The sequence below is a fragment of the Georhizobium profundi genome (assembly GCF_003952725.1).
In the GTDB taxonomy this organism is placed as follows: Bacteria; Pseudomonadota; Alphaproteobacteria; order Rhizobiales; family Rhizobiaceae; genus Georhizobium; species Georhizobium profundi.
On the sequence record NZ_CP032509.1, the window covers coordinates 3,476,072 to 3,494,728 of the forward strand.

At 61.2% G+C, this 18,657-nt stretch carries 21 protein-coding genes and 1 tRNA gene; 9 read left to right on the top strand and 13 right to left on the bottom strand.

All coding sequences use genetic code 11. The features are described 5' to 3' along the window. Positions 1-65: 65 nt before the first annotated feature. On the bottom strand, positions 66-1,193 hold the full coding sequence (locus D5400_RS16710; protein WP_126011044.1) for an extracellular solute-binding protein: 1,128 nt from the start codon (positions 1,191-1,193) through the stop codon (positions 66-68). A 270-nt stretch (positions 1,194-1,463) separates the two neighbouring features. On the opposite strand from D5400_RS16710, the gene D5400_RS16715 reads away from it, so the two are divergent. From D5400_RS16715 to D5400_RS16725, 3 genes are all read left to right on the top strand, one after another. Beyond that, positions 1,464-3,743, top strand: a complete 2,280-nt coding sequence (locus D5400_RS16715) for an MHYT domain-containing protein (protein ID WP_126011045.1) — start codon at positions 1,464-1,466, stop codon at positions 3,741-3,743. A gap of 165 nt (positions 3,744-3,908) precedes the next feature. Then, positions 3,909-4,406: a hypothetical protein gene (locus tag D5400_RS16720; RefSeq protein WP_126011046.1), complete on the top strand. Its 498-nt coding sequence runs from the start codon at positions 3,909-3,911 to the stop codon at positions 4,404-4,406. A gap of 76 nt (positions 4,407-4,482) precedes the next feature. Then, a complete protein-coding gene (locus D5400_RS16725) occupies positions 4,483-5,175 on the top strand; it encodes a hypothetical protein (RefSeq protein WP_126011047.1) in 693 nt (230 codons plus the stop codon). A gap of 342 nt (positions 5,176-5,517) precedes the next feature. Here the strand turns inward: D5400_RS16725 and D5400_RS16730 are convergent. Beyond that, positions 5,518-5,594 (bottom strand) — tRNA-Pro (locus D5400_RS16730). A gap of 192 nt (positions 5,595-5,786) precedes the next feature. Continuing rightward, entirely contained in the window at positions 5,787-6,626 is an 840-nt protein-coding gene (locus D5400_RS16735; protein ID WP_126011048.1) for a DNA adenine methylase, read from the bottom strand. A gap of 339 nt (positions 6,627-6,965) precedes the next feature. Here D5400_RS16735 and D5400_RS16740 point away from each other — a divergent pair, with 339 nt between their 5' ends. Further along, positions 6,966-7,292 carry a hypothetical protein gene (locus D5400_RS16740; RefSeq protein WP_126011049.1) on the top strand — a complete coding sequence of 109 codons (327 nt, stop codon included), beginning with the start codon at positions 6,966-6,968 and terminating at the stop codon, positions 7,290-7,292. Positions 7,293-7,467: 175 nt separating this feature from the next. Here the strand turns inward: D5400_RS16740 and D5400_RS16745 are convergent, their stop codons facing one another. Continuing rightward, positions 7,468-7,770, bottom strand: a complete 303-nt coding sequence (locus D5400_RS16745) for a hypothetical protein (protein WP_126011050.1) — start codon at positions 7,768-7,770, stop codon at positions 7,468-7,470. On the opposite strand from D5400_RS16745, the gene D5400_RS16750 reads away from it, so the two are divergent. The 4 genes from D5400_RS16750 (at position 7,769) to D5400_RS16765 (ending at position 9,267) form a co-directional block, all read left to right on the top strand. Then, positions 7,769-8,008, top strand: coding sequence for a hypothetical protein (locus tag D5400_RS16750; protein WP_126011051.1), 240 nt, complete (start codon positions 7,769-7,771; stop codon positions 8,006-8,008). The two genes, D5400_RS16745 and D5400_RS16750, sit on opposite strands and share 2 nt — an antisense overlap. 48 nt (positions 8,009-8,056) lie before the next feature. After that, positions 8,057-8,275 carry a hypothetical protein gene (locus D5400_RS16755; RefSeq protein WP_126011052.1) on the top strand — a complete coding sequence of 73 codons (219 nt, stop codon included), beginning with the start codon at positions 8,057-8,059 and terminating at the stop codon, positions 8,273-8,275. A 47-nt stretch (positions 8,276-8,322) separates the two neighbouring features. Next, positions 8,323-8,673 carry a hypothetical protein gene (locus D5400_RS16760; RefSeq protein WP_126011053.1) on the top strand — a complete coding sequence of 117 codons (351 nt, stop codon included), beginning with the start codon at positions 8,323-8,325 and terminating at the stop codon, positions 8,671-8,673. A 342-nt stretch (positions 8,674-9,015) separates the two neighbouring features. Continuing rightward, positions 9,016-9,267 (top strand): DUF6894 family protein, encoded by a 252-nt coding sequence (locus tag D5400_RS16765; protein WP_126011054.1) that lies wholly within the window; start codon positions 9,016-9,018, stop codon positions 9,265-9,267. A 6-nt stretch (positions 9,268-9,273) separates the two neighbouring features. Here D5400_RS16765 and D5400_RS21255 read toward each other — a convergent pair whose 3' ends face one another. After that, the gene (locus tag D5400_RS21255) at positions 9,274-9,666 is read right to left on the bottom strand and encodes a hypothetical protein (RefSeq protein WP_164527919.1); all 393 of its coding nucleotides are present in this window, start codon (positions 9,664-9,666) and stop codon (positions 9,274-9,276) included. A 36-nt stretch (positions 9,667-9,702) separates the two neighbouring features. Here D5400_RS21255 and D5400_RS21260 point away from each other — a divergent pair, with 36 nt between their 5' ends. After that, the gene (locus D5400_RS21260; RefSeq protein WP_164527920.1) at positions 9,703-10,092 is read left to right on the top strand and encodes a Crp/Fnr family transcriptional regulator; all 390 of its coding nucleotides are present in this window, start codon (positions 9,703-9,705) and stop codon (positions 10,090-10,092) included. A 101-nt stretch (positions 10,093-10,193) separates the two neighbouring features. On the opposite strand, the gene D5400_RS16775 is transcribed toward D5400_RS21260, so the two are convergent. The 8 genes from D5400_RS16775 to D5400_RS16810 are packed head-to-tail and all read right to left on the bottom strand — an operon-like array spanning position 10,194 to position 18,656. Continuing rightward, on the bottom strand, positions 10,194-10,499 hold the full coding sequence (locus D5400_RS16775) for a hypothetical protein (RefSeq protein WP_126011056.1): 306 nt from the start codon (positions 10,497-10,499) through the stop codon (positions 10,194-10,196). Beyond that, positions 10,484-10,954 (bottom strand): hypothetical protein, encoded by a 471-nt coding sequence (locus tag D5400_RS16780; RefSeq protein WP_126011057.1) that lies wholly within the window; start codon positions 10,952-10,954, stop codon positions 10,484-10,486. The genes D5400_RS16775 and D5400_RS16780 overlap by 16 nt, the downstream gene beginning before the upstream one ends. Further along, a complete protein-coding gene (locus D5400_RS16785) occupies positions 10,954-11,907 on the bottom strand; it encodes a lysozyme (protein WP_126011058.1) in 954 nt (317 codons plus the stop codon). Before D5400_RS16785 ends, D5400_RS16780 begins: the two co-directional genes overlap by 1 nt. A 39-nt stretch (positions 11,908-11,946) precedes the next feature. Further along, the gene (locus tag D5400_RS16790) at positions 11,947-12,285 is read right to left on the bottom strand and encodes a hypothetical protein (protein WP_126011059.1); all 339 of its coding nucleotides are present in this window, start codon (positions 12,283-12,285) and stop codon (positions 11,947-11,949) included. Then, complete coding sequence (locus D5400_RS21405; protein WP_205665478.1) at positions 12,272-12,739, bottom strand: hypothetical protein; 468 nt, start codon at positions 12,737-12,739, stop codon at positions 12,272-12,274. Before D5400_RS21405 ends, D5400_RS16790 begins: the two co-directional genes overlap by 14 nt. Next, complete coding sequence (locus D5400_RS16800; protein ID WP_126011060.1) at positions 12,739-13,830, bottom strand: hypothetical protein; 1,092 nt, start codon at positions 13,828-13,830, stop codon at positions 12,739-12,741. The genes D5400_RS21405 and D5400_RS16800 overlap by 1 nt, the downstream gene beginning before the upstream one ends. A 10-nt stretch (positions 13,831-13,840) precedes the next feature. After that, on the bottom strand, positions 13,841-14,122 hold the full coding sequence (locus tag D5400_RS16805) for a hypothetical protein (RefSeq protein WP_126011061.1): 282 nt from the start codon (positions 14,120-14,122) through the stop codon (positions 13,841-13,843). A gap of 28 nt (positions 14,123-14,150) precedes the next feature. After that, positions 14,151-18,656 carry a hypothetical protein gene (locus D5400_RS16810; RefSeq protein WP_126011062.1) on the bottom strand — a complete coding sequence of 1,502 codons (4,506 nt, stop codon included), beginning with the start codon at positions 18,654-18,656 and terminating at the stop codon, positions 14,151-14,153. Between the last annotated feature and the right edge of the window lies 1 nt (position 18,657).

Sequence of the window (18,657 nt, forward strand, 5' to 3'; positions counted from 1 at the left end):
GTTGCGGAATTCCAGAGATGAAGAGTGAGGGGCCGGCGGTCGACCGACCCCTTAGGATCGTCAGATCAGGCCGACAGGAAGCGGTCCTGATATTCGTTGCGCTTTTCGACGAACCAGGTTTCCTGGATCGGCCACCACCACAGCTTCTCCAGTGCATCGCCCGGATAGGCGTTGGCGAAGAAGGCCTTGGCGTCGTCCGACGTCAGTTCGGCAGCACCGACAGCGGTCGAGTTGATCGACGTTGCGTTGGTGTACATCGCGCCTGCTTCCGGCGTCAGGAACCAGTTGATGAAGGCATAAGCCTGATCGAGGTTATCGGCACCCGACGGGATCGAAACGCCTTCCATCCAAGTCAGCGCGCCTTCCTTCGGAGCGAGGAACCCGACATTCAGACCTTCCTTGGCAAGTGCCGCGGCCGTGGAATCCCACGTCTGGCCGACGGCGCAGCCGTTGACGCGGAATGCGCCCTGGGCTTCGTTTTCGTTGGTCCAGAACTGGGCAATGTTGGCCTTGCGGGCAATCGCTTCTGCCAGGATCACGTCATAGATCGCGACCATGTTCTCTTCGGAAACGAAGGCTTCGCGCATCGGCATCGGCAGGCGGCCTTCGGCCTCGAGCCACAAACCGAGACCGACAAGACCGGAATGGCCGCGCACGGTGGCAAGCCCTTCGGCTTCCGGCTTCCAGATGTCGCCGTAGGATGCCGTACCGTATTCGAGCGGCATCTGGTCACGATCGAACGCGATGCCTTCCGTGCCCCAATCGGTCGGAACCTGGTAGCGCTCGCCGTCGATGACGGCACCGAGGTTCTCGGAGCTTGACCAGGCGCTCGGCAGGCAGCGATCGACTTCGATCTTGGAGATATCCAGCGGCTGCACGAGACCGAATTCCACATAGTTCGGGACGCGGTCGACGGTCGGCCAGATGATGTCGAAACCAGCACCGTCATTGGCGCGCAGCTGGTTCAGCAGTTCGTCATTGGTGCCATAAGGCGTGTAGTTGGCCTGGATGCCCGTGGCTTCCGTAAAGGCGGAAAGCATCTCGTCGTTCAGATAGCCAGCCCAGGCGAAGATATTGACGGAGCCGGAAGACCCTTGCGCATAGCTTCGGCGCGAAACGAAAGGCGAAGCGAGCGACAGGCCGGCGACCGATGCCGCACCGGTCAGGATGGTGCGGCGCTTGATGAAGTTCATGGACGTCTCCCCTTTTTGATCGTCGCGGGCAGGACTGACCGCGCGTTGCCGATATTCTTGATCCGTTACATTCAGATGACAAGCCCCGTGACCTGTGACGGATCGATGAGACAGTGCTAAAGAACACACAGTCGAAAGAAAAGCCGATCCAAGCCTGCTCAGATTGACCCATGTTATTGCACGAGCGGCCCTGTGCTCGTGAATTGACTTCTTAAGCTGTCGCTTTAGGTGCTAAAGCGCGGACAAGCCGCCCGTTGGAAAATACAAAGAATGCATGGCCATCACGATCCCGCCCTCGTCGCGCTCTCGATCCTGATCGCCATTGCGGCCTCCTACACGGCGCTGGATCTGGCCGGACGGCTGAGGGCCGCCTCCGACAAACGGGCATCGATAGCCTGGCTTGGCACGGCAGCGCTCGCCATGGGCGGCGGGATCTGGTCCATGCACTTCGTCGCCATGCTGGCTCTTTCCCTGCCAGGCGTCACCATCACCTACGACGCGGCGCTCACGCTCTTCTCGCTCGTGCTGGCAATCGGCGTCACCGGTCTCGGCTTCGCCGTGGCGCGCGATGCGGATGGTGGCCTTCGGCCGCTGCTCATTGCCGGTCTTCTGATGGGTGCTGGTATCCTGGCGATGCATTACACCGGCATGGCCGCCATGCGCATGCCCATGGAGATGCATTACAGCCCTTTCTGGGTCGGCGTATCGGTCGTGATCGCTATCGGAGCGTCGACTGCGGCGCTCTGGCTGGCGCTGGTCGAGACCCGGCCCGTTTTGCGTTTCGGTGCTGCGCTGGCCATGGGAGTTGCCGTTTCAGGCATGCACTATGCCGGCATGCATGCGGCACATTTCGTCCCGTCGCTTGAGGCAAGGCAGGCCATCACCGGCGTCGGCCTCAACCACGCCAATCTCGCCGTTGGGGTTGCCGTCATCACCTTTGGCATTCTGGCGCTGGCGCTCGCTGCAGCCGTCGTTGACCGGCGGCTGGCTCAAATGGCGGCGATGGAAGCACACCGTCTTCGCCGCAGCGAAGAGCAGTTCCGCGCGCTCTACCGCCATACGCCGCTGCCGCTGCATTCGCTCTCCGGCAAGGGCACCATTTTAGAGGCCAGCGATTCTTGGCTTCAGCTTCTTTGTCGAAACCGGGAAGACGTGCACGGCGAACGCCTCGCCTTCTTCATGGAGCCTGAGTCCGCGCAGAAGTTTCTCGATCACGATTGGCCGCTTCTCCTGCAAGGCCAGGCCATGGACGATGTGGAATACCGTTTCCACACGAAAGACGGCGTGCCGATCGACGTTCTCATGTCCTCGCGTCTCGAATGCGATGGCGAGACCCTGTCGATCTCCGGCGGCCTGATCGACGTGACGGCGCGCAAGCGTGCCGAAGAAGCCTTGCGCCAGACGCAGAAAATGGAAGCGATCGGCAAGCTCTCCGGCGGCATCGCGCATGATTTCAACAATCTGCTGGCGGTGGTTCTCGGCAATCTCGAACTGCTCCAGCGCCGCTACGCGCACGACGATCGCGCTACCGTCTTGATCGAGAATGCCATGCAGGGTGCGCGCCGCGGCTCGGTGCTGACCCAGCATATGCTATCCTTCGCCCGCCAGCAGATGCTGCAGGCCGAGCCGGTCTCCGTGCCGCACCTTTTCCAATCCATCCAGGACACTCTGCAGCGCTCGCTCGGTCCTCAAATCCAGCTCGATACGGATTTCGACCCGCAAGGTGTAACTGCTCATGTCGATGCGCATCAGCTCGAGATCAGCATCATCAATCTCGCCGTCAACGCCAAGGACGCCATGCCGGAGGGCGGCACGATCCGGGTCTGCGCCAAGCGCGGCAACCTGCAGAGCGGCGACGTCGACGGCCTGAAGCCAGGCGCTTACGTTCGCGTCGACATCGCGGATGACGGTATCGGCATGGACCCGCAGACGCTTGCACGGGCGCGCGATCCGTTCTTCACCACAAAGGGCCTCGAACGCGGCAGCGGCCTCGGTCTTTCCATGGTGCACGGCTTCGCAGAACAATCCGGCGGCGCGTTGGTGCTTGAAAGCGAATTTGGCTCCGGCACGCGCGCGAGGCTCTGGCTACCCGCTGCCGATGTGGAGGTTGGCGCCGCTCTCTCGGCGCTGCCGATGCAGCAGGCGAGCGCCGGGCCACTCAAGATTTTGGCCGTCGACGACGATTTCCTCGTTTTGATGAACACGGTCGATCTTCTGCAGGAACTCGGCCACGACGTGATCGAAGCCTCTTCCGGCACCATGGCGCTGGACATGCTAGAGAAGGATGCCGGCATCGAGTTGCTCGTGACCGACCATGCGATGCCTGGCATGACCGGCACCGAACTTGCGCGCGCGATCCGCCAGCGCCGCCCCGAACTTCCGATCCTCGTCGTCACCGGCTATGCCGAAATTCCAGAAAACGAGCAGCTCAAACTGCCGATGCTCGGCAAGCCGTTCACGCACGACCAGCTGAAAGACGCTGTGGCAAGCGCGCTCACGAGCGCACCAAAGCCCGGTTCCGGGGCACAGGCGCTGTCCTCCATCCACTGAGCGGAGGTTGCACATCATGCAGCGGAATCGGTGCCCGTTGCACTGGGACACCGCATGCCGAACCTGACGCAGAAGACAATTGCTCAGCGCCGGCAGCAGGTATGCGCGTTGAGACAGGCCGAAAGACTATGTGTCTGGCCAAAACACCCCGATTTGATTTAGCCAATGAGCATATGGGATCGCTTGCCTGCGGAGGCTCCACTGATCTTTCAGCTCGTCACGCTCAAACGTCTGCTCGTTGCTCTATTGGTCGCAACGGCATCCACCACCGGCAGTGTGCAGTTGGTACACGCCAGCCCATCTTCCAACCACTTCTATGTCCGCGACGACCCGGGCGGACATGTCGCTCTCTACGCCATAAAGGTCAATCAACTGATCCGCTCGAACCGCCAGGTTCGATTTGTCGGTCGATGTGAATCAGCGTGCACTCTTTACCTTTCCGTTCCCGAATCACGCGCCTGCATCGTGGAGAATGCGGTGTTCGGCTTCCATCTTCCGTATGGAGGCGACCGGAAAGCCAACGAGGCAGCAGCTCACATGATGCTCAGCGCCTATCCCGATTGGGTGCGCGCCTGGATAGCAGATCAGGGCGGGCTGACCCAGCGTATCAAGTCGATGGGATACGACTACGCCCGGCAATTCTTGCCGGATTGCCAGGCGTAGCAACCCAGCGTCCGACGGGCATCACCGCCGCCGAACCAAAGTTCGTTCAGTCGCCATAGCTCCCGTCGTCGCCATCATGGCCATCGCCATCGCCATGGGCACCGTCATGGCCATTGCCATGGTCATCGCCGTGACCGCCTTGGTGTTCGCCATCGTGGCCATGTCCATCACCGTCGTGATGATCCCCGTGAGCTCCACCATCGTGTTCGCCACCATGGCCTCCGTCGTGGCCGCCGTGATGATCGCCATCGTCGCCACCCTCGTGGCCGCCATGGTGGTCGCCGTCATGGCCACCATGGTGACCGCCATCATGCCCGCCGTGATGACCGCCATCGTCATCGCCGTGATGACCGCCGCCGTCATCGGGATTACCGCCGTCATCGCCACCATCGTCTGGGCCACCGTCGTTCGGGCCACCGTCGTTCGGGCCACCACCACTGGGGCCGGCCTGGTTATCATCGGAGCTCGAATTTTCCCCGCCATTCGCGCTCTGCGCCCGTGCGGTCGACGCGACGACGTTGCATGGCGTGCGCGCTCTTCCATACTGGCGCAGAAAGTCCTCGAGCATCTGCGGGGAGCCGCTGTCGAGGGCGTCCTGGCAAGCCTGATCTGCTGCTCGCCGCCACTCCGTGGTCGTGAACAGCTGGCTGTGAGCCGAGATGCTGCTGCCCGTCAGAACAACGCCGGCAAGCGCCGCAGCTCGTGCGAATTTCAGTCTGAAGTTGGCCATTTGCTTGGTCCTCGTAATCCAAAAGCGTGGTCTGCTTGATCGAACCGAATGCAGGGATGATCGTCACTCGCCGAACCGATATTCGCGACGACGGACGCTTTCCGCTGCATGGAGAATCATAGTTTCAGACTGACGCGGGCAGGAGCACACAAGGTCTCGCTGCGTGCGACCACTTAGGAATCAATAGAATGGCGACCTTCGAAGCTGGAAAATTGGCGACCTAGGTCGCTAGGCTGCCACGGGAATGTCGCGATTGAACTATGTGTTAAAAGGCGTCGGCACCGCGATTAATAGGACGAAGACGGTGCGGAAGACGATCCGTAATCGGACCGCAGCTGTTTGCGAGTGAAGGAAAGAGGACCCGGGAAGCCCTGAAAACGATGGTCGGAGTGGCAGGATTTGAACCTGCGACCCCCTCGTCCCGAACGAGGTGCGCTACCAGGCTGCGCTACACTCCGACATGGCCCGAAGGCCCGGTTTCCCTACATATTCGCTCGTGGCGACGCAAGAGCGAAATCCGCGCAGCGCAGAAAAAACGGAACAATCGAACCTAAGTCGACAACGTGGGCGCAGAGAGTCCCACAAGAGTCCCACCGATTGGCTCGCTTTGTTCCGCCTCTCCCCGCAGAGAGTGTTGCGTCGCAACGGACCTAAGCCAGCGGCAGATTGGCCGGCCGCGGATCGCGGCCGTCCCAGATGACAACCTCGCCGACCCGGCGCCCCTCACCGCCTGCAATCGTATAGGTCAGCTCGACGTTCGTCATCGAGAAGCGAGCAAAGATCTTCCGGACGTCAGGGCAATCATTCAGCGTCAGCATGAAGCGCCCCCTCAGGTCGGCAAGCCGATCTGCGAGCCTCTCGAAGTCGGATCGAGCGAAGACCTTGTCGCCGTAGTCCCGCTCGCACCCAAAGTAAGGCGGATCGAGAAAGAACAGGGTGTCTTGTCGATCGTAGCGATCGAGAAAGACGCTCCAGTCCAGGTTCTCGATCACGACGCCGGAGAGACGCTCGTGAACGTCTTCCAGTAGCGGCCCCAAGCGATTGAGATTGAACCGAGCCCCACCTGTTGTGTCCACGCCGAAAGATCGGCCGACCACTTTCCCGCCGAAGGCCAGCCGCTGAAGATAGAGAAAGCGTCCTGCTCGCTCCAGGTCCGTGAGCGTCTCCGGCCGGCATTTGAGCAAGCGGTCGAATTCCCGGCGCGACGCGATTTGAAACCGCAACGTCTCCATGAACTGCGGATAGTGCCGCTGCAGGATCCGGAAGAAGGTAGCGACGTCGCCTGAGACGTCATTGATCACTTCGGCCTTGGGGATCAGGCGCCGGCGGAAGAAGACACCGCCCATGCCGATGAAGGGCTCGGCGTAGAGCGTGTGCGGTATCTGTTCGATGATGGCGGCGAGCCGCTGCGCTAGCTGCCTCTTACCTCCGATATAGCCGGCCACAGGGGCGACCGGCCGCACCTCTTCAAAAGAGAAGAGTGATTCCATGTTTCTTAACCTCGAAGACGCCACGGTCCCAATGCGCCCCTCGGGGCGTCGGGCGCGGCAACGAAGCCATGCTGGTTGCTGGACGGGCTGATTGCAGTCGGACCGTCGCGTGCAGCGTTCGCGCGCTGCAGCCGCCCGTCAGCGATGCTGGCGGGGGTCTCCTAGCCAAGATATCGGATCGCCTGAGCGCGCATTCCTTGACTGTGGATAAGGTGTGGAGGATCGCTACGGCGAGCGTTTGGTCGCCGTAACGATTTACTGTCGCAGCTTCACGGACTAACCCTGAGGCCTAAGCAGACATCAATCACGAAACAACAGCCAATCGCAGGGAAAAAGTCGATGCAAGCATGGCTGATAGCCCTGTTCTCGATGGCCGTGAGCGGTCTCTGCTTTTTGGCATATGAACACCCAAACGCCTTCCTCGCTGCCTACCCGTACTTTCAGGGCGCTGTTTTCGTTGGATACGTTGCTTGGCAGGCGTTTCAGTTTGGCTTTTTGGCCGCAGCGCGTGCTGTGCAGAGGAAAATGAGCTCAGCTATGCCTGACCTGGAAGAACTTTCGGGCAGTCCGCTGGTCCTTAATCCGTTTCTGCCAGCCCTATGTTTTGCAGGCTGCATGATCTTTCTGCAGCTCCTGATGGACTTGCCTAAGCTCCTTGAGATCTAGGTGAAGCAGGCATCCGGCTATGATTGGGGTGCGGTCGAGAAGCACCGACGCCTGGGATCTTCCTTTGATTTTATGATGCTTTCCGGTGCTTCAAGCCTGAAGCGTGGCCCGTTGTGGGTCACAAGCTGGGGCGCAAAGTGCGGTCTGAAATCGAACCGATATCGGCGCCTCCTCGCTATCCTCGATAACCCATTGTCCCGTTGGGCGTCACCTGGATCACGATCTTTTTGCCGCCGCATGCCGAGCACTTCAGCTTCGGACCGAGCTTAGGGAGAAGATAGCTATGCTCTCGGCCGAGCCTGTCGGCCAACTTTTGCAGATCAGGCTCCGCGCGATGCTGGCAAGCCAGATCATTGCAGTAGACCGTCAGGCACATATGCTTGTCGATCAGCCAGCCTATCGTTCCCGGTGTTGCGGCTTTGGGTCTATCGCTCATTGGCGCGAACATAAGACCGAAGACGGAAAGAGGAAGCCCCATGCTCGAAGCCCTGATGATCACCATGTTGATGACCCTGCCCGACTGCACCAGGCCGAACCGTGCCGAGCGCGGGCTAACCTGCCTCGTCGACGGTGACACCGGATTGGAGGGCGGCCGCAACTGGAGATACGAGGGGATCGACACGCCGGAGATCAGCCGGCCGGACTTCGACGAGAACGACGTTCAGGCGATCCACGATGATGTCTGGGCAAGTGTGTTGACCCGACCGGACGCTTGACCCCTCGGCGGTTGTGCGTTCTGTTGCATAGGCAACTGGGATACCGCTATGAACGATCATGTGACCGACCTCAACAAAGTCCGTGCGGCGCTGGTTTTGGAGCGGCGGCGCTTGGCGTCGGAGTACGACGCAGCGCTCGATCCCTCAGATTCCAAGGTCATCGCACGGCTTGTGCGAGTTCAGGAAATACTTCGTGTTGTAGATGAGGCGATCGCCGAAGAGTACGGCATCAAGACGGATAGCAGCTACACGCTTGAAAACGTGTAGGAGCTTAGACAGCCGGACGCTACGCCGCCTCAACTAAAGGGATGATCGTGCCAAAAATCACCAGAGATCTGGACGGAGTGTTCGAAGCGCTCGCCATTCTGGATGCTCGTCTGAGCCGAGCTGAAGCCACAGCAACCGCGCTGCAGGTTTTCTTTCTCCGGCTTGGAAGTTCGGACGACAATTTCCCGATTACGAGAGAGGTCTGGGAGCGCTCGGCAGCAGAGGTCAGCGATGTGCTTCAAGCCTTGATTGCCGAAAAGGGCGACGTCGAGGACGACGCGGCTGTAGCGATATGGAAGAATGCCGCGGAGATCGCGGAGGCTTTCGGCAAGCGAAATCCTCGCACCCCTTTTGAGCCTGTCGTCATCCAAGGCGGACGAGAAGATCATCCGAGTTGAGCAGCCAGACGCATGACTAGGCAGGCGCAGGATATCTCGGCCGGGCAGAAGCTATGGGCGATGCAGCACCGCAATGTTCCGAAAGGCTAATTGCATCCTCGCTATTGCGGCCGTCGTGGGCGTGCCGCTGATCATCGCGCAACTGCTGGGCTGGCTGTGAATTGGCGATCACCGATTCTGAGCGCTTGCCCGGCCGCTGACCCTCTCGCTATTCGCTGCTGCTCGTCTCAATGCATGGGCCGCTTGATCGGCTAACAGCACCATTCTCTGATCCGGCAAAATCCAAGATCAAACGAAACATTCGTTGGCCCTCCTTGTTCATGTTCAGGAAGGACGAAACATATGAGCATTCCCATGCCACGGTATTTCTTTGACGTCATTGACGCGGCAGGCGTCCATCGCGATCGGGAAGGACAGTTGTTCCCCACCGCACAAGCTGCTGACGATGAAGCACTTATCGCCCTGTTGGATATCGCCCGCGAGGACATGCTAAAGCGCCGAACGGGCAGCTTGCGCATTGATGTTCGCAATACTCAAAACAACTCGATCACGCGGAAATTTTTGGACGTTCATCAAGATGTGATCGAAGGCTAAAAAACGTCACGGGAGCTTTCTCCCTCTCTCCGCATTAATTAGCATGTCTGAAAGGAGGGAGTTGTGAGTAAGGCAAAACCGATCGATATTCTCATCGCTTCGCTGGAACAGATCGAACCTCTCGATCAACAGGATCGAGATCTCCTTGCCGGGTTGGACCTCCGGTTTAGGCGATTTTCTGCCAACAACGAAATTGTCCGGTCCCGCACCAGCCCTGGCGAAAGTTGCTTCATAGTCGCGGGCTTCGCTGCGCGGGCGCAGTATCTGGCGGATGGCGGCAGACAGCTCGACCAGATACATGTCATAGGCGATTTCGTAGATCTGCACTCGCTTCATCTTCGACAGATGGATCATAGCGTCATAGCCATCGGGCCATGTGACGTTGCCTTTATTCGCCATGATGAACTGGTCTCCACAATGGCGCATAGTCCGAGATTGACCTGGCTGCTGTGGCAGCTCACCGTTCTCGATGGTGCAGTTGCTAGAACCTGGATGACCTGCCTCGGCCGACGACGCGCCGAAGCTGCTCTAGCCCACCTCATTTGCGAACTGCTTACGCGGCTTCGGCGGTTGGGGGCAGCGCCCAGTAACCGCTTTCATATTCCTGCGACACAAACAGATCTTGCCGATATGCTCGGAGTGTCGACAGTTCACGTCAATCGCAGTCTTGCTGAATTGCGGGCGCGCCGCCTGCTCACATGGTCCCGCCATGAAGTTCATGTTCTAGACTTTGAGAGGCTCGCCCTTATAGCCGACTTCGACAACTCCTATCTGGAGCCCGGTAATCCTATGCCCAAGTATTTTCAGCAGTTTGTCACCTCATAAGCTCTACCTTGATAGCAACTGTCCATGACGCGATTTGCTTGATGCTAGATACTTTCGATGTCTGCTTTTGCATCGATAGACACAGGTTTCAGCTCTTTCCGTCAATCCAGCCGATCGTTCACATGGTCGACCTTCTCGATAAGCCGATCGAGCTGCCGTTCGATCCGGCGGGATCGTGCGGCCGTGTCCTTCAGAAGCTCGAGCTCAGGCTCTCCGAGATGCACCTTCGTCGAGACCAGCAGTGGATGATCCGGCAGATCCCGAACGTCATAGGCGGGAGGTGGTGGCGCGTGCCCACGCTTGGTGATCACCAGTCCGATCAGCGTTAGAAGCGGCACGACGAGCGAAGTACCCAGGGCCGTGACGGCTGCAGGGTTGTTCAGCAGTTCGATCAGCCAGCGCGGCATCCTTCGTTCCTTTTTCGTGCGATGTCGATCGTGGAGCGAATGATCGCCATGGCCTCGAAGATGGTCCAAAGCAGGTAGCCGCTTGCGATGATGGTGAGGCCGAGCTGCCAGAAGAAAAAGCAGTGTAGACCCTGGTAGGCGAACGCGAGCACTCCAGTGCACCAGCGCAGCCGAGGCGAGCGCTTCCAGCGACCGTTGATCACCGTCCCGGCAATCCGCGCCAGGCCGATGCCGAGCGTCAGAAGACCCCAGGCTAGCGCGTGATCGACGAAGGGAAAGGTCTGGTAGTACCCGACTGCCATCCCGCCCAGGAACAGGATCGAAAACGCGCGCGACACGATCTGGAGGCCGAGCACGATCTCGACCAGACGCCAGCCGTCGCCATAGAGATATTCGATCCAGAGCCCCTCGATCGAGGCACGGATCGAATGGTGCCTCACCTTCTGGCCATCCATCAGCCCGGCTCCGCGTTTTTCGGAGCGCGGTAGCTACCGACAGCGCCGGCGACAGCTCCGATCGCTGCCGTGACGGCTGCGATAAACTCCGGCGTCGTGAAGGCCGGTGGCAGCACATCGGCTGCAACGACGGCCGTCCAGAGCGCGCCGGCGATCGCTGCCCACTTCGCGGCGCCGACAGCCTTCGCGGATTGTGCGACAGGCGACGGTGCTTGGCGCGAGATCTGCGGGTCGAGTATCGGGCCACCATCGTGGCCAATGGGTGCAGGCATGGGCGCCTCCTCATCAGGTCGTGGTTTGGGAACGGGAACGGCACTCGCGTCCGGCTCGTCATCACTGGGCGTGAGCGTCGGCGCCGCCGGCACTGCGTCGGGATCCGGCTGCTGGTCGAGAACCACATCGACGGTTCCGGCGAAAGCGAGCCGCAATTCGTCCTCGACATTGATGCGCTTGCCGCTGCCCCAGTCGGGCGTCATCCGCGACGTGACGCGGGTGTATTCCAGCATAGTGCCGTTGTTCGTCCATTTGCCATCGAAGAACAGGTCACGCTCCTTCGCACGGCGCGCGGCGAGGCTCTTCGGAGTGATCCAGTTCATGAATGCCGTCCGCGCCCGCTCGATGTCGCCGCGCAGCCAGTAACGCACCCAGGTCGCGGTCCTGATGGCGCCGGTGTTCCAGTGAAACGACACAGCCGCGGCGAACTGTGCCTGTGTCAGAGGCCGGTCCTTGAAAACCTCCCTCACCTGCTCGGCATAGTTTGTCAGAGCCCACGCATAGATGTTCATGCAGTGCTGAAGGGTCTGCGGCTTGCCGATGTAGCGTTCGACCCGATGGCCGGTCGCGTTGGTCATGCCGACGCACCAGGTCAACACACCCTCGCTGTCCTTGTAGGCTTGGCGCACGAGTGCCTCATGCGCAGCGACTTCCATCGCCACGGCGTAATCAACGCGCATAGCATTCTCCAGATTGTCGAGAGGGGTGGATGGTGGAGGCTAAGCCGCTTCCGGCCACACCATCGCTGGCAGTTCGGCCATAAGTTCCGCAACCTCCGGCACGGGGCGGGCACCGGCCGTCACCTTGTCCAGCTCCGCATAGGCATGCGCCCAGATTTCATCGCGCCAGGCGACGAACGCCTGCGCTTCGGCCGCCCAGGCTTCGTTCGTGCTGGCGACGTAGCTCGCGAGGGAATTGCCGCTGTCATAGCGCCGCGACTGTGCCGTCTGGTCGACATGCGACTGGATGGCGAGGCGGAACGTGTCGGTAAGCTCGGCAGCCGCCTTGGCGGCCTTCTGCTCGGCCGTCACGATGATCGAAGCATCAGGCGTCCACATTGGCGTTCTCCTCGGTTTCGATCTGCGGCGCGGACTCGGGTTCGGGCGGAGGATCGGGCACGAACGTCTCGACCACCTCCGGATCCTGCCGCCAGCGCCTGGTCGTGACGATCATCAGCTTGCCGCCTTCGGCCGGCTGCTCGCTCACCTCGACGATCGTGTTCGAGGGGATGTCGATCGGGCCGGGCTCAATGACGGTCAGCGGTTCCGGAAAGGCCTGCCAAGGCTCCGGCGCCTCCCCATGAGGCAGGATCACCGTCAGGCAGACCTCGCCATCGATCCGATCGACCGGGCCGATGATCCAGTCGCAGGGAGTGGCGCCGGCGGGGATCGTGTCGCCCTCGCCAAGCGGGTCGAAGTTGAACAGCTCGCCATTGATGCGGAGCCGGTCACCCGACGTGATTTCGAGGGTCAGCGCGTCCGAGCGCAGCTGCGGTGAAAATGAGATGCGCATCAATATGTCCCGAATGCATAGAGGTCGACGATGACGTTCGATGAGGACGACGTCGGTGAGTAGACGCGGCCGACGGCGCCGGTCGAACTGGCGGGCCGGACGTTCATCCATCGCGGCGCACTGGAACGCACGCCGCCGCCCGTTGCCGGAGGCGACGAGAATGCTGCTGGGAATGTCCAGGGCACTTCAGCCGACGAGAAGATGCTGCCTTGCGCCGTAGTCGTATTGGCAAAGTCGACGACCACCTGCCAGCAGATCTGGAAGCCATCGGGGAAACGGATGAACGACCCATTGGCATTGGTGCCGAAGATGCAGTTGAGGCGCTTCCAGGCCGACCAAGTTGAGGCCACGCGGGAGCGGTACCAGATCGTATTGTTCGTATCGTTCGTGCCGGAGTCGCAGATCAGGATCTGCATCTCGCCACCGGTGGTGACGCGTCGGGCATGGAGCACGAGCCCGAAGGTGACCCCGGCCGGACCGCCCGAGCTGCCGACGCCGTAAGCATAGATGCCAGGCGGGATCGAGTTGTCGACGACGTCGAGATTGCCGATAGCCGGCGCCTCTCGACCGAGACCGAAAGCGCCGGTGCGCATCAGGCGATTGGCCGTGGCATCCGTGACGGACGACTGCACAGCGAGAAGGCCCAGCGTGGTCAGAGCAGCCGCAGCATCGACATCATCGACGAGTGATCGCCCGAAAGACGTGAACACAGCGAGAGCCGATGTGCCCGAGCCGGTAAAATATGCCAGCCGATCGGCCGCTGAAGCGAGACCGGCGATCGAGGCGACGTTGCCATTCTTCAGCTGAGACAGCACGTCGCGCGCGGCAGTCGCCACACGGACCGAATCCGAGGCTCGGATGATCTTGTAGCTGTCGGTTGCCCGGTTGGCGCCAGGCCATGCATCCGCCAGTGTCAGAGACGTGTTCGAGTTGACGGATTGGATCGGCACCATGAGGCCAGCGGCGAGGAAGAAATCGCCAGCGAGAATGCCTTCCGTCAGCCAGTTCGTCCCGCTTTGCCCTGTCACGGCCGTCGAGCTGGCGTTCACCGAGGCTGTGCCGTTAGCGTACCAGGTTTGGTCGAAGGTCATCGCCCTGCCCTCAATTCAGCTTTTCGGCCGCGCCGGCGGGCGTCTTGGGCTTCGGCTTGCGCGTGGCGGCAGTGGGCGCCGGATCGTTTGGCTTCTTGCCGATCTGAGCCTGAAGATCCGCAATCTGCGCCTGCTGCTGCCGGAGAAGCTCGTGCGCTGTGCGCAGCTGATCGGCTTGACGAAGGGCCGTGTTCTCCGCCGCATCCATCCGGCCCTTGTAGTAGGCCGCGACCGGATCGATGAAGATTTGATGCGCAGCCGGAGCGGCCGCACCCTGTTCGGGTTCGGACATGCATGTCTCCTAAAGGTCTGAAATGTGGCTATTTCTTCCAGAGAAGAAATTTGCCAGCGATGTTCCAGGTGACGGTCGACGACCCACCTTTGTTCACGTTGGCTATCTGCAGGACGTATTGGCCAGCGCTGCCGGGGCTCTCGCTATTGTCCATCGCGAAATCACGGACGATCGAGATCGGAAAGCTGTTCGGTCCCTGGTTCTGACCCACAAGCTGGTAAAACGGAGTGACCCAGACCTCTTGCTGCGTATCGACGCGGAAGATGCGCGCTTGAAACGTGGCACGGCTTGACTGCGCACCATTCGTCGACAGCGTGATCTGACCGTCTACCTGAAGGAACGATCCGACGATCTTCGGGGTGTCCAATACGGCAACGGTCACGTAGTTCTGGGCAGCGCCTGAGTAGCTGCCAGAGCTCGCAATGCTGTTGTTGCTGGTGATCGTCTTGAAGCCGATGTTGGACTCTCCGACGGTCAGGTTCTGGATGAACGCCTCTTCCGACACGAGCTGCTGGATGAAGCCAGCCCGGGCGCGGATCTCGTCGAGGTAGGCCACGCCATCTTCGAAGACGAACGGGCGACGGTTGTTGGCGCCGTCGGTGACCACGAATTGATTGGCGATCACGACGAACCGGTTCGGGAAGATCGGATCAGGCGGCACATCGACAAAGAAGCCCGCCTGTCGAAAGACATCTCCCGAGTTGATCCGAGCGAGCAACGCGTACCGCGCAGCGTAGCCCGCAGGCCCAGCCTGGACTTCGAATTTCGTCCTGATTTCAGCGCTGCTTCCGCCCATCGACGCCGTCAGAGACTGGATCGACTGGCCATAGGCGACCAGCGTGTCATCGTGGGCGACGACGACGGCCGAGAGGGAGTTGAAGGCCGACACATCGGCTTTGTCCGCCACGGACGCCGAGACCGCAGTGACGGCGTCCGACAGCACGTTGATGTCGGCGCCCTGTTGCGTGACGACGGTGGAAAGGCCGGAAAGCGCCGAAGCATCGGCCTTGCCCGTCAGGCTGTTGTTGAGCGCGACGATGGCGCTCTGTTGGCTCGTGTTGACGTTCTCCGTCGCGGTTATCCGGCTGTCCAGGCTGTTCGTGACCGTCTGCGTCGCGAGGCCCGGGATCTGGTTCTGCACCGTCGTCAGTGCGCCGGCGACGCTGTTCAGCTGATTGCCTTGCGCCGTGATCTGGGCTTGCTGGCTGGTGACGACGGACGCATCGGCCTTCTGGCCAAGCGTCACGATGACGCCATCGACCCGCCTCGCCTGCAGATCGACTCGCCCGTCGACGGCCCGGGCATAGGTGTCGAGCGTGCTGTAGGCATTCGAGACCGCCTGCAGCGCGTTCTGACTGTCCTGCCTGTTTGCGAAATCCTGCTCGGCAACTAGGAGGGCGACGTTGTCCAGCGCAGAGCGCAGCGAGCGGATCGCCCGAGCCTGGCTGACGAACCCGCCGCCGCCGAGTGCCTCGACTTCCGCCGCCAATTCGTCCAGCACCGAGGAATCGGCCTTGCCAGGAATGGCGGCATTGAGGATGTCCACTTGGCTGGCCAGGACCGTCACCAGCTCGTCGATCGCCTCGACTGAAGTGACGGCGTCGCTGAGGATCGTTGCCTGCCCTGCGACATACCCATTCAGATCGTTCAGCTGCACCGAAAGAACGGCGATGTCCTGCGCGAGTGCGGAGTCGGCCGTCGTTCGCGCGATCTGCTCGGCAAGCAACGCCGCCTGCGATGCACCTGGAGACGGCCGACCGATCGCAACCCAGTCGATCAGGAAGTAGTTGCTGGCATCGGCGGCCGTCGAGAGATCGAGCCTGATCTGGTCGATCGTGCCGGTCCATTCGGGATTGATGATCGCAACGGCGAAGTTGCTGGCGTCGAAGGTCGGCTCAGGAAAGCTGACCCGCTGTTCGGTCGACCAGGTCATCACGCCGGCGGCGCGCCACCAGGCGAAGCCCTTCCACGTCGGAGAGCCGACCTTGCGGAGGCCAATTCGCAGCTGCCGATATTGCGTGCCGAGCGCGCCGATGCCGCGCGGCGACGTCACGTATGGATCGCTGGCAGCATCCGCCGGGCGCAGGAAGCCGCCTTGCCAAACCGGAATGCCGTTGCCATCCCACCCCTCGACAGTGCTGTCGAAGTTCCAAATCGTCTGCCAGTCGAACTGCTGATTGGTGCCGACCGAGATAAGGCTGATCTCTTGCGCCAACGCATCGACGGCCGTGATGCGCGCGGTCTGCTCGCTCGAGATGGCGGCACCCAGCGCAGCGCTGGATACTTCCAGAACCTGGACGCGAGTGGCAATGCCGCCGTCGCCGCTGATTGCGACCGTGATCGCCTCAGTGTAGCGAGCCGTGATCGCGTCGCTCTCGACCTTGATAGCCCGGCGCAGCTGTTCCTGCGCTTCGTAATTGGCGAAGTCCTGCTCTGCGACCAGCAGCGCGATGTTGGCCTGGTCGTTCGAGATCCGGCGGAATCGCTCGGCAAGGCTTGCAGCACCGGCAATGCGCTCGCCTGCCTCGGCTTGAATAGCCTCCTGCCGAGCGGTTGCCTCCTCCACGATCGCCGCGGCATTCTCCTGGACGATATCGACCAGCGGGATCAGCGGGCTCTCAGGATTGCCGATCCAGTCGAGCAGTTCTTCGACGCTCTGATTGACCTGGTCGATCAGGCCGGGTGGGTAGACCTGGAAAGGGCCGGTCTCATCGGCCGTTGTCTGCCAGGGCGTCCAAGTCTTCAGCCGATCAGGAACCGTCCGGATCGTCGCGCGCGCCGTGTGCCGCGAGAACGGCACCACTTCGCTCGTGATGTAGTACTCGCCTGCTTCCGGATTGTCGCAGCGATCGCGGTAGACCGTCGCGCCGGCAGGGTCACTGCCGATTACGTACTCGAACCGAACTTCGGTGATCGACGGATCTTCGGGCGGCGTCCAGCGGCAAAGCAGGGCCGGGATTTCGTACCCGTCCGGCCCCGTGATGCTGCCGACATCGACACTGAAATTCGCGACGGTCGAAATGAGCGAAGGATTGACCGGCGACACCGACGGCACCACGACCGGGCCAGGCTCGATACCGGCATCCGAATAGACCGAGGCGCTCGTCTCAGCGAGATCCAGCGTGAAGCGAAACTGCGTGTCGCAGTTCCAGCCGACGATCAGCCAATCCAGTCCTTCCGCCTCGACCCACAGTCCTTCCTGCACCTTGAGGCCGACGCGGCGCGATACGGGCACTGTGTACTTGCCGCCGAGGCGCTGTTGCCGGTACCGAATCGCGAGCAGACGCTGCGCGATGTCCGGCTCGGTCACCTGCAGGAAATCGTTGCCAGTCTGGCGCGTCCGTCCATCTTTGGCGATGTCGGCATTCACATAGACCGGCGTGAGGCTGGCAGGGTTCCACTGATCCTCGATCGAGGTGAACTGGCCGGAGATGTGATTGTAGAGCTCAAAAGCCGACTTACGGCGCTTGATCTGCTTGGCCCGACCCATGTCGATGTCATCGGCCGTGATCTCCAGCACCGGGATCTGAGGTGCGCCGGCGATGACACCGGAGAGACCGCGACGGTTGAGGCCATAGCCAGCCATGGCGTCGTCGAATTCTTTGAGCACCTCGGTGTGATCGTCGTCGGCCGTCACGATGAGCGACGCCTGATAGGTCGGCTTGCCGTCGATCGTCGTGTCGCAGACGTTCATCGACGCGAAATAAGAAGCAAGATCGAGCTGCCCGAGGCTCTTGCCCTCGCCGATGATCGTCCGATTGGAGATCCTGCCACGCACGCCGAGCTGATAGTTCAGTCGGTGGACGGCCGGGTTCTGCGTGTGGACCCACGTCGACGGATCATCGAGGCGCTGCTCACCCTCACCGCCGGCGACCGTGCTGTCATGGCGGGGATCATATTCGCGCAGACCGCGCAGCACGAACTCGATCTCAGGCCTGCCGTTGCCGAACTTCTCGTCATAGAAGCGCTCAACGATGACATAGGTGAGCCCCGCGCAGACAGACGTGGACTTCCACGGATTGCCCAAATTAGCGGTGAAGCTGACAAGCCGCTGATCGGCGAGCTGCCCCGGCCGGCCGTCATAAAAGCGGAAGGAGATGATGTTCTCGAAGCCGACGACGCCGTAGAACTTGGCCTCGTTGCCGATCGGCGGGATTTCATAGAGCGCGTGCTTCTGGCCGTAGAAATACACATAAGGCTCAAGCCCGTCGCACCATCCATTCGCCAGGACGAACACATCCGTATTTGACTTATCGCCCGGTCCCCACTTGGCGTAGTAGATCCGATGGCCTTTGACCTTGCCTTTGCCGTAGACGGTCGACGCCGGCACGTTGCTGCCAAGCTCGACCTCGCCCTGGACGGCACTGTAGTTGCGCGACTTGCGGCGGTTCAGATAGCCGTTGACGAGCGTCTTCGCGCCGAAGGCCAAGGCTCCGCCGATGGTGGCGGATGCGATCGCAAAGGCCGACGTGCCCGCAGCCAAGCCGAGGACGCTGGTGGCGATGACGCCACCAATCGCAGAAAAGATTGCCATT

Excerpts from the sequence above, each read along its gene's own strand:
- D5400_RS16785 (WP_126011058.1), bottom strand. The coding sequence starts at position 11,907 with ATGCGCGTTGATTACGCCGTGGCGATGGAAGTCGCTGCGCATGAGGCA.
- D5400_RS16750 (WP_126011051.1), top strand. The coding sequence starts at position 7,769 with ATGCTCGAAGCCCTGATGATCACCATGTTGATGACCCTGCCCGACTGC.
- D5400_RS16775 (WP_126011056.1), bottom strand. The coding sequence starts at position 10,499 with ATGCCGCGCTGGCTGATCGAACTGCTGAACAACCCTGCAGCCGTCACG.
- D5400_RS16780 (WP_126011057.1), bottom strand. The coding sequence starts at position 10,954 with ATGGATGGCCAGAAGGTGAGGCACCATTCGATCCGTGCCTCGATCGAG.
- D5400_RS16810 (WP_126011062.1), bottom strand. The coding sequence starts at position 18,656 with ATGGCAATCTTTTCTGCGATTGGTGGCGTCATCGCCACCAGCGTCCTC.
- D5400_RS16805 (WP_126011061.1), bottom strand. The coding sequence starts at position 14,122 with ATGTCCGAACCCGAACAGGGTGCGGCCGCTCCGGCTGCGCATCAAATC.
- D5400_RS16745 (WP_126011050.1), bottom strand. The coding sequence starts at position 7,770 with ATGGGGCTTCCTCTTTCCGTCTTCGGTCTTATGTTCGCGCCAATGAGC.
- D5400_RS16800 (WP_126011060.1), bottom strand. The coding sequence starts at position 13,830 with ATGACCTTCGACCAAACCTGGTACGCTAACGGCACAGCCTCGGTGAAC.
- D5400_RS21405 (WP_205665478.1), bottom strand. The coding sequence starts at position 12,739 with ATGCGCATCTCATTTTCACCGCAGCTGCGCTCGGACGCGCTGACCCTC.
- D5400_RS16725 (WP_126011047.1), top strand. The coding sequence starts at position 4,483 with ATGGCCATCGCCATCGCCATGGGCACCGTCATGGCCATTGCCATGGTC.
- D5400_RS16710 (WP_126011044.1), bottom strand. The coding sequence starts at position 1,193 with ATGAACTTCATCAAGCGCCGCACCATCCTGACCGGTGCGGCATCGGTC.
- D5400_RS16740 (WP_126011049.1), top strand. The coding sequence starts at position 6,966 with ATGCAAGCATGGCTGATAGCCCTGTTCTCGATGGCCGTGAGCGGTCTC.
- D5400_RS21255 (WP_164527919.1), bottom strand. The coding sequence starts at position 9,666 with ATGGCGAATAAAGGCAACGTCACATGGCCCGATGGCTATGACGCTATG.
- D5400_RS16765 (WP_126011054.1), top strand. The coding sequence starts at position 9,016 with ATGAGCATTCCCATGCCACGGTATTTCTTTGACGTCATTGACGCGGCA.
- D5400_RS16720 (WP_126011046.1), top strand. The coding sequence starts at position 3,909 with ATGAGCATATGGGATCGCTTGCCTGCGGAGGCTCCACTGATCTTTCAG.
- D5400_RS16790 (WP_126011059.1), bottom strand. The coding sequence starts at position 12,285 with ATGTGGACGCCTGATGCTTCGATCATCGTGACGGCCGAGCAGAAGGCC.
- D5400_RS16735 (WP_126011048.1), bottom strand. The coding sequence starts at position 6,626 with ATGGAATCACTCTTCTCTTTTGAAGAGGTGCGGCCGGTCGCCCCTGTG.
- D5400_RS16715 (WP_126011045.1), top strand. The coding sequence starts at position 1,464 with ATGCATGGCCATCACGATCCCGCCCTCGTCGCGCTCTCGATCCTGATC.
- D5400_RS16755 (WP_126011052.1), top strand. The coding sequence starts at position 8,057 with ATGAACGATCATGTGACCGACCTCAACAAAGTCCGTGCGGCGCTGGTT.